Source organism: Halioglobus sp. HI00S01 (assembly GCF_001635445.1).
In the GTDB taxonomy this organism is placed as follows: domain Bacteria; phylum Pseudomonadota; class Gammaproteobacteria; order Pseudomonadales; family Halieaceae; genus Halioglobus; species Halioglobus japonicus.
In genome coordinates this window covers 117,933-132,687 of record NZ_LWEE01000265.1, presented here as the reverse complement: position 1 = coordinate 132,687, position 14,755 = coordinate 117,933, and the positions used below count along the sequence as shown (strand labels likewise).

Genomic DNA, 14,755 nt, shown 5'->3' with positions numbered 1-14,755 from the left:
CACCAATGCTGTAACTCAGTGCGCCATCACGCAGTTTCGGCAACTTTTGTAAAAAGAGAGAAACAAGTCACTTCACTGGACCAGACTATTCGCGCGTCTCCTTTCCTTGCCGGCGGACTAGGCCTCCGAGCAGAAGCGCGCAATGCTCGCGGCGGTCTCGCGGCTCACATCGGGGCAGGCCACGGCGAAGATCTCAGTACCGTGGATAGTGCCCATAGTCTGCAAACAGCGGGCTGAAACACCGGCCCGCAGCAGCAAGCGGTAGAATTCAATGCCCTCATCCCGCAGAGGATCACACTCGTTCACGCTGATGACCGTGGGTGGCAGCCCCTTCACGTCGTCTTCCATTGCAAAAGCAGGCCAGGCCAGGGGGTTGCCCTTATCAAACTCCTCCATCCCGTACGCCATAGCGCCATAGTTACTGTGGAGGTCCAACAGCAGGCCATTATTCTCGATGGATGACGGATAGCGATCCTGAGGCCAGGCGCCGGCAATGTAAGGGCACAATGCATAGAGCCCCCTAATGAGATTGAGATCGCCATCCTGCTTCAGGCGCAGGGCCGTCGCAATGGTAAGGTTACCGCCGCCACTCTCACCGGAAATTATGATGTGGTCTTTGTCGATACCCAACTCGTCGGCCTGCGCCGCCAGCCAACGCACACCGGAGACAGAGTCGTTCAGCCCTGCCGGGAAAGGGGCCACTTCCGGGGCGGAGGATGGGTTCACGCAATTGCGAAAATCGACCATGGCCACCGCCACGCCCTGGGCGGCAATAATCTTGCCCCAGGCCCGGTAAATGCCGTAATAACAGGACATAGACTGCATGCCTCCGCCGTGAATGTAGTACACGCAGGGCAGCGGCGTTTCCGATTCCGGACGAATAAACTGGATCTTGATCGTATTGCCATCGGGCTGGGAGATGAATTCAAGATCGCTGATCGTCAGCCCCTCCGAGGGCGCCACATCTTCGTTGTCTACCATGTCCAACATGGCCCGCATCTGTTCCAGGCGCTCCTGGCTCTCCGGCCGCTGCGCGGCCTCCAACAGTTCTTCACGCGAGGCCATGTCCTTGCTCACAGGGGCGGGCATGCCGCCCATGAGGGCCTTGATGCGGGGATCGATTCGGGGATCGTCGTTGAGGTTACTCATGACTTACTATTCCTTGCTTGTCGAGGTGGGAGACCGCCTCATTCGGTGATTGATACCAGATCGGTGAGGACCAGGCACGTTCCTGGAGAGTGCGCGGCAGGTCGCTGCGCGGCGCTACACCCGCCCGCAGTGCATCCCAGGTTGACCAGCGGCAGGTGGGATTTTGCAGTACACGCACATAGTAGAACGCATCCTGATTCGATTCTGATTCCGGGTCCTGCCACTGCGCCTTGAGCTCCGACGCGCCAATTTCGGTGGGGATACTGCAGTCATCGCTAGACACCCAGGCGCCATTATCAGGGCAGCGGTGGGTCACGGGATCAACCTCACCACCCCCGGAGCAGGCCACATCGAAGACCTTTTCGTGACTGACCCCCTCTTCCATCCACCCCTTAATCACCTGCATACGGTCCAATGGCGCGGCTTCAGCATCGGCGATCGCCCAAACCAAGAAACTGGGTCGTTCTTCGGGCTCGCCCACCAGGGATCCTCCCATAGGCACGCCCTCAGCATAGGCGGTCGACAGCAAATCGGGATCATTGATCAGATTGTCGGGGTAATGATTACCCGCGAAGAATCGCACCTGAATGCGCGGGCCCGAGGTGGCAAAGGTTTCCTTGCGCCGCAGCGCTGCATACACAGCTTCACGGGTATTGGATTCGGCCCACACTGCGGCCAAGCCGGAAGCACCCCAGTATTCGAACACACTGCTTGCCATGTACCTGCGGCCATCGACGTCCTTAACGAGGTCATCCGACACCCAGCTCGCCAGCACCCCGTAGAGCCAGTTCATGGGTATCGAGCCACGCCGCTCGGGCAACCCATCCTGAACACCGGCTTTGGAAAAGTACTTCTCTTCCTTGAGTGCCCCGCCACCCACATGGGTATCGGTTGAGCCGATAAAACCTAAACGATAGGGGTTACCGTTTCCCGCAGCTTCCATCTCCAGGCCCATACGTAACGCATCACGCACATAAGAGCCTTTGGGCTCTGAAGCCAACTTGGTAGCTACCCGGTACTCCATAAGCTCGAAACCGGCCCATTCATCGGTATCCGACAGCATCGGATGCGTCTCGGAAGTACCCTTAATCTGAGTAATCTCTGCCAAGGGTTCGTTGCGCAGGCGCTGCTCGGAGTAGGCCTCATCCATGGCCTGGCCCGACCAGTCAATCTGTTTGAACATCTCCCCATTGGAGCCATTGGAGTTATGCGGTATCGCCAGGCTCTCAACCCCCTGCTCCCGCAAGCCATCCATCCAGGCCCACAATCCTTCGGGGTTTTGTGAGTGCAAGCGTGAATATGGCACCGCCGGCAGACGCTCAGTATCCCGGAAAATCACGTTGCGATGCAGGTTGCCACGCGCATCGGTGGAGGTGGTGTATTCGTAGGCCGCAAAGGTAGTCAGCGTGCCTGGATCATATGCGTCGTCAGTCGCCTGCACATTCTGCTTCCAGGTGGAGCGAGTAATTTCCAACACCAATTCAGGATCGACCTCACCGTCCTGCAACATACGCGTCATTTCCGGCACAAACAGGCCAAACGCCAAGCCGCGCTCGAGCAGGCTTAGCGTTCCCATGTTGTCGGAACGATTCATATCATGCATGCGCTCTGAGATCGCCAGTCTGGAAACCTCAGTACTGGTATCAGCCGCGGCCTTGGCGACCCCCATCAACATACCGTGGTCAGTCACCGCATAGAAATCCAGCGGGCGATCAAGTTGGATGTCGTAACCAACCGGATGGGCGATAGCCTCGCCCCGCGCATAGCGATAGGCGTCTGCCGGAGTGGCCAGCGATGCGAAGGTGTAAGCGTCGAAGGAATTTTCGGTGTGCACGTGTAAGTCGCCAAATAAAGCCGTGCGCTGGGGGTAAACAGAGGTCTCCTTTGTCCGCGGATAGGGGCCCCGCTCAAGCGTGCCTCGCGGCTCAGGTAGCGCGGGGACGCTGGAGTTGGTACCGGTCAGGCTGGCATTTTCGTCAGAGCCAATGCCCTTGAGGGCCTCACCGTCACTGCCACAGCTAGCCAGAAGGCTTATGGCAACAGGTAACATCAACCTTCGGGCTATTTTAAAGTGCATATCGGATGCCGTGTAAATCAGATTGTAGAGGCTGTTCTGGCACATGGATCGAAAAGGTGACGTCCCCATCCGACACAGTATTGTTGTTATTCACAGTGTCCTCACAGAAGCACTCATCATAGGTCTTGATTGAATCGATTTGCAATCGAATTGACTGGCAATCAACGTCCGGTGAATACCACTGTTCACTATGCGAAATCGCCGTGTACGCAGAAAAATCTGAATTCCGCGGATCGTTTATGCAAGTTACTGGCGAGACATACAACCGCCTCGCTGCAACGTAACTGGGATAAATATATCTAGATTGCGAGAGGACGAATATCTCTTTTAGTGCTAGCTTGTATATATTAGAGAAGGGACATTTCATGAAGCACCTCGGCAAAATAACAAATAAGTCGACCAGCGTTAACTCGAGCGGATTATTATTGGCACTCCCCGTTGTTCTGCTCTTCGTAGTCGCCCAGGTCTACGTGGGTAATAAACAGCGTGAAGCCACCGAAAAGTTATTTCAGACCCAAACGGTAATGGCCGCCATCACCGACCTACTCTCGGTAATGAAGGATATGGAAACCGGCCAACGCGGATATGTTCTCACAGCAGACCCCAAGTATCTGACGCCCTTTGACAAGGCGCTGCGCGACGTGGACGGAGTGATCACATATCTAAGCGCTCTGACCGCCGAGAATGTCCGCCAGCAAGCACTTATCGACGACGCACGACACCTGATAGATGCCAAAACAGCCGAGCTAAAGGAAACCGTTAATCTGACGGCCAATGGTGACCGGGCGGGAGCGCTGAAAATCGTGGACTCCGACCTGGGCAGGTCACTCATGGTACAGCTGCGGAAGGTATTGAAGCGCATGGCAGATGAAGAAACGTATCTGCTGAGTACTCGCGAGGCGACACTGAAAAGGACTCAGATAGCCGGCACTACCGTTGAAATTGTCAGCCTTGTTCTTATTCTGGCGATTTCATTCTCGGCGACTCGCAATTTTCGCCGACTGCTGGCGCACAGCCGCGGTGAAAGCCAGAGTCTCATCGAAGCACAGAAAGAGCGAGCCGCTGCACTAGAAAAGCTCAGGATACACTCAGACAACCAGGAACTACTGATTGAGGAACGCACACGCCAGTTGGCTGTGAAAGTGCAGGAGGCCGAAAAAGCAAACAATGCAAAAACCGAATTTCTTTCGAGCATGAGCCACGAACTGCGCACACCGCTCAATGCCATTATCGGTTTCGGCCAATATATGGACCACGATGAGAAACTTAGTCCAGAACACCGCGACAGCGTACATGAAATCACAGCGGCAGGGCACCACCTTCTGGATCTCATTAACGAGGTCCTTGATCTTTCCAAGGTCGAAACCGGTACAGTGTCACTGTCATTGGAATCACTGGGGATTGAGTCAATACTCAAAGAATGCATCGAACTTGTACAGCCAATGATCGAAAGAAGAAGCCTGACTTTTAAATTTCAGAATATCCAGCCAGGGGTGATTTTTGCTGATCGAATCCGTCTGAAGCAAGCTGTACTTAATCTGCTTTCCAACGCGATTAAGTACAATGTTGAGTACGGCGAAATCGAATTATCGGGTGCCATAAGCAGCGACGGGAAATACCGCATCAGCATCTCCGATACGGGGCCAGGAATCGCCGAGGAAAACAAGGCAGCACTATTCAAGCCCTTTGAGCGACTAGGTGCTGAATTTACCGACATTGAGGGCACAGGTATCGGGCTGACGCTCACCCAGAAACTCATCACACTGATGGACGGTGAACTTTCCTATGCAAACAATCAATACAGAGGAGCTACGTTCCACATTTTCCTCCCTCTTGGTGATCCGGTGTTTGCCACATTACATGACGTCAATGAAAATGACGGAGAGGTTACTATGAGCACTCTGCCTGAGCAGCTGAAAACTGTACTGTATATCGAGGACAACCCCGCTAATCTTAAGCTCATGCGAAAAGTTCTGGCTAAACGGAGTAAACTGCGGCTTCTAACCGCGCATACCCCCCAACTTGGTATCGAACTGGCGAATACTCACAAACCTGACCTGCTCTTATTGGACATTAATCTCCCCGGTATGGATGGTTATCAGGTACTCAACATCATTCAGCAAACCAACGAGCTTAAGAGCATACCTGTGATCGCAGTGACTGCTAATGCTATGCACCGGGATATCGAGCGAGGCATGGACGCAGGGTTTGCTGCTTACCTGGCTAAACCTTTCGACTTTGCCCATCTCCACGATCTACTCGACGCCTACCTTAAAGGCCCAAATAATATAGTAGTGCCTGCTCCATCCTCGTGACGACAATGGCCAATGACAGTGATACGTAGTGGCTAGCAGGCCACAACCGGTCTATGTTGCACGAACAGGATTCAACTCGTGCAACCGCACGGTTGTTGTAGTGATCTAATTTTGAAACAACTCGTTATGGCAATCAAATATCGCTCTTGCATATTGACGATTCTGTGCCTGCTGTCTGCGATGAATACATCGGGCAATGAGCTTAGCGCTGAGATTAATCTGCTTGCAGACCAGAATTCCCTTGCTGTGTTCGAGACGAACCTCGACAGCAGGAATCTGAATCCGATTGGACTCGCCGAAGGATATGCGTTAATCGGCGCTCGGTGGGAAGCGTTCGAGCGGCAAGAAAACGCGCACGCAAGTTACTCTCGCAGTGTGTCGTTACTAGAGCCCTTTGGAGCCAGCCCTGAATTGATTCAGGCCCTTATCGATCGGTCTTATATGCAGTATCTCCTCACCGGGAGTACCGAAGACTATTGCCCTGACGGCCCAGACGATTGAGGAATTGTGCAGACACCGAGCATTGGCAGGCAGGTTGGGCGGAGAAGAGTTTCTGGTCATACTCCCTGGCTCCACTCTGGAGCATGCCTGCTTACAGGCAGAAACCATGCGTAAGGCAATCGCGGGGCTGGAGATACGCGGTTCACAAGAGCGAAAACTGTCGTTTACTGTCAGCGCTGGAGTTGCGATTGGCTCTGGGGAGCAGATTGATTTCGAGGGTTTGGTTCATGATGCCGATGTAGCTCTATATCGCGCCAAGTCTGCCGGTCGCAACCGAACCAAAGCCTTCCAAAATATGGGAGAAGGCCCCATGCACCCTACCCCGGTGACGCGCTCAACCACTCGCGACCTGCCTGCATCAGACGCGCATACTAAAGCTACCGAGAACGGGTAAAACGAAGGTAAAGCGCCGGTGCGTCATGACTGCTGGATCGCTTGGAGTAGCTATGGCTGGATTGCGATGCGTTTTGCTCCGGCAGCACGACGAGCCACTCGCCGATTTTCCCCAGCAGTCGAGTATCAAAGCTAAATCTCTCACTACCACGTTTCTTAGTGACCGACAGGTCGGCGATGACCGTGTCACCCTCAACACCCGGCGTGACACTAAAGGCCTCAACATCATGGGCCAACTGCTGAACCTGAGGCAAGCCCAGATAGCTGGACCGTAGCTCATAATCCACCCCGCTCTGGCGCTGCAACCGCGTGGTGCTGCCCGTCACTACTTGCACTAACTGTTGCTCTGTTCGGGCATCTCGCGTGCTGTAACGAGGCTCTACAGCCGGCGTCTGCCAGCGGATCTCCATAAGTAATGATTCCTGCGCACGTAGCGAACCTGCCAATACGGCGAGGGCTACCCCAACACAAATAGTAACGAAACACTGACCCATACACCTACCTCTACCCAACATTATCGACGACGAAAGGCGTAAATTAAGGCTCCGGCATGATATTTATTGGCGTGCTCGGTCATGTATTTCAGAGAAGCCGCCAACGGCCGATAGAATCTGGAATATCGAAGTTTACAAAGGCGATCGTGATGTCGAAAGGCGACAGATCTGACACGCTCAGGTCAAGGTAATCGGGATGCAATATGCGTAAGTTCGCCATGCCACTTGTGTTACTGCTGCTGTTCCTGCAGTTGATATTTGGTCTGGTGTCGTACTATCAGCTGCTTTTTGAGACAACCGAGTTTTTCGGCTCGAAGGCCCTGCTGTGGAGTCACCTCCTGGTTACTCCCATGGCGCTGTTGCTGCTGGCCTTCCAACCACAACAGTACAACCAGCTAAGCGACAAACTCGTTCAGGCAGGTGAGCGCGCCAGGGCCATCAACAGACTGATGCCGACTGGCCTGCTGATCATCAACAGCAAGGGGCTCATAACTGAGGCCAATAGCGCAGCTTGTCGGTTATTTGGTTTTTCGGAGGAGGAGTTTATGGATATGCCTATCGAGAACCTGATTCCACAGGAAAAACGCTCAATCCATCCGCGCTATCGCGCCGCCTTCTCGCAGGAAAACCGCCAGCGCAATATGTCTGAAGGGAATGATCAATTATTCGGTTTGTCGCGGAGCGGTGAACTACTGCCGCTGCAAATCGGGCTGGCGCCTGTTGTGCTGGGCAAGGATCGCTCAGTTGCAATCTCCGTTATGGATGTTAGTGACCGTCGCCGGGTGATGCAGCAACTCGAGGAAAGCAATCGGGAAATGAATGTTGCTCTTGAAAAGCTTACCCAGTCCAATGAGCAACTGGAACGTTTCGCCTTTATTTGTTCACATGACCTACAAGAACCTGTGCGCATGATGCATAGCTTCAGTCAACTCCTAGAGAAACGCGCGGCAGATTCACTCGACCACAAATCCCGCGAATACTTGGAGTATATTACCAATTCAGCAACCACCACCAAGACCATGATCACCGATATCCTTAGCTTTTGTCGGGTAGATCAGAGTGCCGAGAATTATGCGCAGGTAGACCTCAATATTGTACTTGAACAGGTATGTACAACACTGCAGATTTCTCTGTCTGAAGCTAACGGCAGTGTTCAATGGCATGACCTGCCTACAATAGTAGGTGTGCACTCCCAGATTTTGCAGCTGCTTACCAATCTGATTACTAACGGCATAAAATTCAACGAATCCGCAGCTCCCTGTGTCGAAGTATCTGCTGAATGTCACGAGGACCTATGGACGATCAGCGTAAGCGACAACGGCATTGGCATCCCTCCAAAGTATGCCGACTCATTGTTCGAGATGTTTTCGCGATTGAACTCAAGAGCAGACTATCCGGGTACGGGTTTGGGACTCGCCATTTGCAAGCGGGTAGCCGAGCGACACAACGCCACTATCAGTCTCGATCGCAGCGCCGATGAGGGTTCTCGATTCGTCCTCAAATGGCCCAGAAAGAACGTCACTAGCGCCGACAGCAGTAGCAAAACCAGCGAGGAGAGTCGTCATGTCAAGTCAGTCGCATAACCTTTCCCCATTCAACCGGAACATAAGTAGGCTCGACGGTCATAACGATGACTCGACCAGGGCGAGTGGCTCGATAAGCATTCTACTTATCGAGGACAATCCTGGAGATATTGAACTTACCCGCGAAGCACTTCTGGAAACGGGGCGACTCACCAATCAGCTGGATGTCATCACCGACGGCGAGACAGCCCTGGATTATCTACTACAGCGTGAACCCTATTCGTCCACAAACTTACCTGACCTGATCTTGCTCGACTTAAACCTACCGAAGGTCAGCGGCAGGGAAATTCTCGCCCAGGTCAAAGCCGATGAAAACCTCAGGTGTATTCCAATCATCGTACTATCCAGTTCTGAGGCCAGCCGCGACATTCAAGAAACCTATCAGCTTCACGCTAACTGCTTTATTACCAAACCCGTTCAGCTACAGGATTTTCTCAATGTCATACAGATGATCGAAACGTTCTGGATTAACATAGTCGCGCTTCCACGCGCAGATCAGTCTGCAACCCCAAACTTTCAAGAGAGCGAAGTATGAGCCGACTTGAGCCTACAAGCCAGACTGATATTGAACAAAGACTGCTATACGGGCTTGCCCATGACATGGGCGCACCGCTACGTTCGGTCGTACAATTTTCGGGATTATTGCTGGATCGTCTGGACTCGCGCCTGGACGACAAGGAACGCTTCTGGCTAAAACTCGTCGCCGAAAATGGTGCGCGTAGTCAGACAATGCTCGCGGCGCTTCTTCACTATACTAAACTAGCCAGCGAGCGGCAGGAGGGCCAGCCAATCGACGTTGACCAGGCCATCGCTAATGTACTCAGCGAGCTACAAGCCAAACTTCGAGAGGCCGGTGCCGTCGTCCATTCGAGAGCATCCAATCAATACATCACAGGTGATCGAGCTCAGTTCGAGGAATTACTGAAGCATCTGCTGAACAACGCCTTAACTTACCAGCGCACCGGTAACGCAGCACAGATTGCAATTTCTGCAAGCTCAATAGCGAACCAGTTTGAGCTTCTGGTGGAGGACAATGGCATTGGAGTAAAGCCCAAAGATTACGAACAGATTTCATCGCCCTTCTCTCGGCTGCATGGGGCAGAGGAGTACCCTGGCATTGGCATGGGCCTCGCTCACTGCTGGCGAATCGTCGACTTGGCGGGCGGTCATATTTCTTTCAATCACAGTGCTCTAGGCGGGCTAGCAGTGCACTGCAGAATGCCTCTTCGAAATAAAGGAGATGCACCATGTTAACGACACCAACTATCGCTCCAGCTATCCGAAGAATATTAGTTGCGGAAGACAACCTAGCAGATGCCGAACTCATCAAAGAGATGCTGAACCGCGCATTCCCGCAGCATCTGGAAGCTTGCTTTGTCACACGCCTAGACGATACTTTGGCAGCCATAGAGCGCAATGTGTTTGACATACTACTACTCGATCTCGGCCTCCCTGATCACCAGGGTGTCGACAAGATCGACGACATCAGCAACCGCGTGCCGGCACTGCCGATTGTAGTGCTTACAGGCAATGAGGACGATGAAGTTGCGGCATGGGCACTGCGCTCGGGCGCTCAGGACTATCTCCCAAAAAGCCAACTTAGCCCAGAACTACTCTCGCGGGGGATTCGTTACGCCGTAGAGCGCAAGGAAATCACCCAACGCCTTCAGGAAGAGCTGGAGCGGACGGCCGAGCAAAACGAGCTGCTGGCCTGCGCAGCACGCTACGACTGCCTCACAGGGCTACCGAATCGTCTGATGCTGCAGGAAGTCGGAGAGCGCGCGATTAAACAGGCGCGTCGGAGAAAACACTCGCTGGCGCTTATGTTTCTTGATCTTAACGGCTTCAAGCTGATTAACGACAGCTATGGCCACGATGTCGGTGATGAATTGCTCAAGGGCGTGGCTAGTCGACTAAATTCGCTGGTGCGTCAATGCGATCTGCTGGCCAGATTGGGAGGCGACGAATTTGTCATTCTCACCGACATTCTGCAAGACCTTTGTGAAGTTAAGAGCCTGACTAAACGCATAGAAGGCGCCTTTGACGAACCCTTTCGAGTGGGTGAGATCGATGTCACCTGCCGGCCAGCAATAGGCATAGCAACCTATCCCGAATGTCCCGACCTACCGGCGCTTCTCCGATATGCCGACAAAGCAATGTACAAGCAGAAAAAATACGCCGCTCTCAAACCCACAGAAATTCCACGTAGCGTACCAACACAACCGTTGACGAGAACTGTTCAGTACCAGCCCTGACGGTGTCAGCCAACTCATCGACTTAAAGCGCTTGAGTTTCTTCCTCCAGCAGCCACACCAGGCGCCGGTTACATCGCTTGAGTAACTCCAGCAAAGCACTGACATCATCGATGCGTCGGTCGAGCGTGGCCATTTCTATGTCGCGAGCGAGATAGGCTACTTTGGAGGCGCTGATATTATCCGCCATGCCTTTCAGATCATGGGCTGCAGTACGCAAATCACGATAATTGGCAGCCTCCAGCGTATCGTCCATCTGGGCAACAAGGTCTGGAGAGGTACGAGTATAGAGCTCAACAATAGTATGGAATATATCGCGATTGTGGAGTATACGCCGCTCGAGATCTTCTCGACTCCAGTCTGGCAGGCCTCTCAGGTTTCTTTCTGCCAGCTTCAATTCCTCGCTTTTCGCGGCCAAACTCTGAACCTGGCTTGTCTCGCTTACGTCACTGCCGTCCGCACAGCGCACCAGGCTGAGCTCAAGGGCATTGGGCTCAAGTGGTTTGACGAGGTAATCATTCATGCCCGACTCAAGACACTTGGCACGATCCGCGCCCATGGCACCGGCAGTGACGGCTACAACAGGTACGTTGCGGCGCTCAATACCGGCCTTGCCAGCACGAATACGTCGAGTAGCCTCATAGCCATCCATTACCGGCATCTGGCAGTCCATAACAATGGCGTCATACACTTTGCCGCGGTTGCGCAACAAAATATCGATCGCCTCCTGGCCTTGGCGCGCGTAATCAACGTTCGTTCCGTAGCTTTCGAGTAGACCACCGACCACTCGCAGATTGATCTCGTTATCATCGACAACCATGACCGTCAATGAAGGTAATACCTCCCAGATCTTTCTGCTATCGTCGTCGCCCAGCTCGCGACTATCACCGTGCGACGGCGGCTGCTCGCCCTCGGCCTGCAGAATCGCATTCTCCAGCGTGAATGGCGTGACCGGCTTCCTCAGAAGAAATACGTTGTCGTCGAAACTTGTTTGTCGCATAAGAATTTCTGGCAGCGGATAGGCAGTTACCAGCACCAGAGGTGGCACAATACCCTTATCCCGATTAAGCCGATCCCGGATCATGCTGCGATACTCTTCATAGACCCCCAGCGGCACTATTAGTGTATCCAGCGACTCCCACTGGGAGAGTTTCAAATCCATTAAATCTACACAGAAATGCGCCTGAACTCGTTGCGCATCCAACGTGCGGCGCATGACTGACAAGGCATTTGGACCACTCTCCATGACCACGATACGCCGTTGTTGTAAAACCCCGTCGGCAACAAGACTGGTAACCCGCTCCGGTTCCAACGCACTTAATCGAAGTTCCATGGTAAAGCGGCTGCCACCACTCTCGGGTGCCTCGACATGTAGTTCACCGCCCATCAGTCTGCAGTATTGGCGACCAACCGCGAGGCCCATGCCAACACCTGGCTTCCAGCCTTCGTCCCCGGCTGCCTGACCACGATAGTAGGGATCGAATAGGCTTTCCACCTCAGATGGCGTCACACCCGGACCGTCGTCAAGCACGCTCAGATGGAACAAAACTTCATCTTCGTAGCCAAGGGATGTGCTACCTAGCACATAGATTTCGCCCTGCTCGGAGAATTTGACTGCGTTGTCCAGCAACGACTCAATCACCGTCCCTACGCGATCACCGTCGCCATAGATCAGCCCTTCACTCACGTCCACGATATCGACGACCAACTCCAGTCCTTTCTTGGCCGCCCGTGGCGCGATATCTGCCACTACCTTGTTTATCACCGTTGGCAAACTGATCTCGGACTCCTCGAGATCGAGTCGGTCGGCCTCCAGTTTCGACACATCGATTATGCCGCCGATAATGCGACTGAGTTCGGCAACGCTCTCCTCCGCCATCATTAGGCGGTGATTCTGACGCTCGTTGAGCGGATCCTGGCGCAGCAGGCGCAATGTACCAGAGATGCCATGAATAGGCGTGCGCAACTCGTGACTGATATTAGCAATAAACCCGGTTTTCAGCTCGTTGGTTGTCAGGGCCAGTTCATGCGCTTTTTCAAGTTCAATAGTGCGTTTACGAACTTCATCCTCTAGCTTCTCATTGGCGGATTCCATGCGATGACGCAGAGCGACCTGCTCGCTATTATCAACAATGATGAGTGTGAAAGCTCCTTCGTGGCCCTCATAATCCAACCAGGCCACATTGATCAGTAGCTCCAACTTCTGCGCGGCGACCGTCCAAGTTACCTCGTTGTTACCGTGCCCGCTGTCGGCAAGTTCGTCGAGCAACTCGAAACTAAGCCTGACATCGTCGCCGCAATGCACTCGGCGATAGAGATCGTCACCTACGATTTGCTCGTCCTCAAAGCCAAATATCGCCAGGCCTGCTTCATTACACGACAACACTTCGCCATCGGCGGCAACAACCATGACTCCTGCGAGACTGTGTTCTACGATGCGCTCGTATTCGACATTGCTCTGCAAAAGACGGTTTCTCCGATATATAGACTGATAGAGGTAGATACAGAACAGCGACTGAACAACCAAAAGTACAGCACCGGCAATAAAGTTATCCCGGGTCAGCTGTGCATGGTAACTAGCGATGACCTCGGGCTTGCCGATTAAGACCTGGCTGAGTTCGCTAATAATGCCTTCTTCTGCCAGTGGCACTCGCGCCGCGATCACAAACTCGCCGTTCCTCCGATAGGCCTGCATAAGACCACCCTCCTGCCAGCCCATGAGCGATTCAGGTTGAAGCTGGGAATGCAGAAAATCCCTGGCACTGTCACTGACAACGTCTACACCTAAAAACTGGTTGCGTTCGTCCACCAGATAGCTGGACAAAAGATTCGACGGATCCCTAAGCGCAATGGATTTGGCCCATTTTATGATGCAGTACTGAAGTACCATTTGCCCCGCCGGCCGCCCCTGGGAATCAAATAGATGCATCGCAGTGAGCCGCCCGGGGATCGTGTAACTGTTTTCTTCATCAAGCCCTTGTAAGAGCTCAAGCGAGTAGTACCGTAGCTCCGTTTCCGAGCTCACTCCGGCACTGCCCAAGCCTGGCTGACGTAAGGCCGCCATAAGGGCCTCGGTATCGACATACATGCCACTGGTGGGGGTGCCAGATGGCCCGCGTTGAATCGAGTACGTCACCTCATCCAACGACTCATTGACGAAGTAGATACCCTGCATATTTGGATGACTGACCAGAACGTCGGACAACCATTCGAACAAATCATCGTTCGAACTCCCAACCTGAGATGCATCTGAACCCAAGCCCTGGTCTGCAAACGCCCTGGCGGGCGGTGAACGAGTTAGGACGGGGCCCATCATGTCGACCCACCGACTGTAAACAGCAACTTCGTTTGCACGAGTCGAGATTAAAGCCGCAGCGGCATGATCAACGTCTCTTTGCAGCTCGCGATATGCCAGCGTAACAGACGCCATGTAGATAAATTGGAGTAATAGCACAAAAACCACGCCACCTATCAACAGCCGCAACGACTCAGGAAGTTGTCTCGGAGTATGTTTCGGTGCTACAAGCGGGTGATTATCGGCCATAGGATATTTCCCAGCGACTCATAGTTTCAATTGTTCAGCAGTGGGTGCGAGATTGCTCAGCAGGTCTAGAAATTCTTCTATATTAAAGGGCTTGGTGAGGTAGCGATCAAAGCCCAATTTTCTCCCTTCCAATACTTCCGCCCGGGTGGCCGAGGCTGTAAGTGCCACTACGGGGATACGCTCAGTGCTACTGTCCTCTTTCAAGGTGCGTAGAACGCTGAAGCCGTCCATATCCGGCAAGTTGATATCCAGAAGTACGATGTCTGGGAGCGTTGAACGCACCAGCTCAATGCCTTCACTACCTGTCGATGCGCCGACCATTTCAATTGAGTCGACAAGATCAATAATTTTTCTCACCAAGGTCATATTCGAGATATTGTCCTCGATGTAAACGATCTTTACTAAGTGCACTCGACGTCCTCCCTAACGTCACTGATAACCGCCTCG

General features: G+C 53.3%; 12 protein-coding genes. 7 read left to right on the top strand and 5 right to left on the bottom strand.

What is annotated here, in order from left to right; translation table 11 throughout:
• Positions 1-117: 117 nt before the first annotated feature.
• Complete coding sequence (locus A3709_RS18065; RefSeq protein ID WP_066057812.1) at positions 118-1,149, bottom strand: alpha/beta hydrolase; 1,032 nt, start codon at positions 1,147-1,149, stop codon at positions 118-120.
• Positions 1,142-3,226, bottom strand: coding sequence for a DUF3604 domain-containing protein (locus A3709_RS18060; protein WP_066058565.1), 2,085 nt, complete (start codon positions 3,224-3,226; stop codon positions 1,142-1,144). Before A3709_RS18060 ends, A3709_RS18065 begins: the two co-directional genes overlap by 8 nt.
• Before the next feature lie 365 nt (positions 3,227-3,591).
• Between A3709_RS18060 and A3709_RS18055 the strand changes: the two genes are divergently transcribed.
• The 3 genes from A3709_RS18055 to A3709_RS18045 all read left to right on the top strand — a co-directional run bounded on the left by A3709_RS18055 (position 3,592) and on the right by A3709_RS18045 (position 6,436).
• Positions 3,592-5,541 (top strand): CHASE3 domain-containing protein, encoded by a 1,950-nt coding sequence (locus A3709_RS18055; protein WP_066057809.1) that lies wholly within the window; start codon positions 3,592-3,594, stop codon positions 5,539-5,541.
• 126 nt (positions 5,542-5,667) lie between these two features.
• On the top strand, positions 5,668-6,042 hold the full coding sequence (locus tag A3709_RS18050; RefSeq protein WP_066057803.1) for a hypothetical protein: 375 nt from the start codon (positions 5,668-5,670) through the stop codon (positions 6,040-6,042).
• A 4-nt stretch (positions 6,043-6,046) separates the two neighbouring features.
• Complete coding sequence (locus tag A3709_RS18045; protein ID WP_197484281.1) at positions 6,047-6,436, top strand: GGDEF domain-containing protein; 390 nt, start codon at positions 6,047-6,049, stop codon at positions 6,434-6,436.
• Here the strand turns inward: A3709_RS18045 and A3709_RS18040 are convergent.
• The gene (locus tag A3709_RS18040; protein WP_066057796.1) at positions 6,420-6,845 is read right to left on the bottom strand and encodes a hypothetical protein; all 426 of its coding nucleotides are present in this window, start codon (positions 6,843-6,845) and stop codon (positions 6,420-6,422) included. The two genes, A3709_RS18045 and A3709_RS18040, sit on opposite strands and share 17 nt — an antisense overlap.
• Before the next feature lie 311 nt (positions 6,846-7,156).
• Here A3709_RS18040 and A3709_RS18035 point away from each other — a divergent pair, with 311 nt between their 5' ends.
• From A3709_RS18035 to A3709_RS18020, 4 genes are read left to right on the top strand one after another with little or no spacing between them, the layout of a single operon-like run.
• Complete coding sequence (locus A3709_RS18035; protein ID WP_197484280.1) at positions 7,157-8,512, top strand: ATP-binding protein; 1,356 nt, start codon at positions 7,157-7,159, stop codon at positions 8,510-8,512.
• Positions 8,493-9,047, top strand: a complete 555-nt coding sequence (locus tag A3709_RS18030) for a response regulator (protein ID WP_082850199.1) — start codon at positions 8,493-8,495, stop codon at positions 9,045-9,047. The genes A3709_RS18035 and A3709_RS18030 overlap by 20 nt, the downstream gene beginning before the upstream one ends.
• Positions 9,044-9,766, top strand: a complete 723-nt coding sequence (locus A3709_RS18025) for an ATP-binding protein (protein ID WP_066057790.1) — start codon at positions 9,044-9,046, stop codon at positions 9,764-9,766. Before A3709_RS18030 ends, A3709_RS18025 begins: the two co-directional genes overlap by 4 nt.
• Positions 9,760-10,767, top strand: coding sequence for a diguanylate cyclase response regulator (locus A3709_RS18020; protein ID WP_066057787.1), 1,008 nt, complete (start codon positions 9,760-9,762; stop codon positions 10,765-10,767). The genes A3709_RS18025 and A3709_RS18020 overlap by 7 nt, the downstream gene beginning before the upstream one ends.
• Positions 10,768-10,789: 22 nt before the next feature.
• Here A3709_RS18020 and A3709_RS18015 read toward each other — a convergent pair whose 3' ends face one another.
• Both A3709_RS18015 and A3709_RS18010 read right to left on the bottom strand, forming a co-directional pair.
• Complete coding sequence (locus tag A3709_RS18015; protein WP_197484279.1) at positions 10,790-14,080, bottom strand: response regulator; 3,291 nt, start codon at positions 14,078-14,080, stop codon at positions 10,790-10,792.
• A gap of 246 nt (positions 14,081-14,326) precedes the next feature.
• The gene (locus tag A3709_RS18010) at positions 14,327-14,719 is read right to left on the bottom strand and encodes a response regulator (RefSeq protein WP_156507844.1); all 393 of its coding nucleotides are present in this window, start codon (positions 14,717-14,719) and stop codon (positions 14,327-14,329) included.
• Between the last annotated feature and the right edge of the window lie 36 nt (positions 14,720-14,755).

Bases quoted from the DNA above. Each gene is read 5' to 3' on its own strand.
- A3709_RS18065 (WP_066057812.1), bottom strand. From the start codon at position 1,149: ATGAGTAACCTCAACGACGATCCCCGAATCGATCCCCGCATCAAGGCC.
- A3709_RS18015 (WP_197484279.1), bottom strand. From the start codon at position 14,080: ATGATGGGCCCCGTCCTAACTCGTTCACCGCCCGCCAGGGCGTTTGCA.
- A3709_RS18020 (WP_066057787.1), top strand. From the start codon at position 9,760: ATGTTAACGACACCAACTATCGCTCCAGCTATCCGAAGAATATTAGTT.
- A3709_RS18060 (WP_066058565.1), bottom strand. From the start codon at position 3,226: ATGCACTTTAAAATAGCCCGAAGGTTGATGTTACCTGTTGCCATAAGC.
- A3709_RS18050 (WP_066057803.1), top strand. From the start codon at position 5,668: ATGGCAATCAAATATCGCTCTTGCATATTGACGATTCTGTGCCTGCTG.
- A3709_RS18030 (WP_082850199.1), top strand. From the start codon at position 8,493: ATGTCAAGTCAGTCGCATAACCTTTCCCCATTCAACCGGAACATAAGT.
- A3709_RS18055 (WP_066057809.1), top strand. From the start codon at position 3,592: ATGAAGCACCTCGGCAAAATAACAAATAAGTCGACCAGCGTTAACTCG.
- A3709_RS18025 (WP_066057790.1), top strand. From the start codon at position 9,044: ATGAGCCGACTTGAGCCTACAAGCCAGACTGATATTGAACAAAGACTG.
- A3709_RS18040 (WP_066057796.1), bottom strand. From the start codon at position 6,845: ATGGAGATCCGCTGGCAGACGCCGGCTGTAGAGCCTCGTTACAGCACG.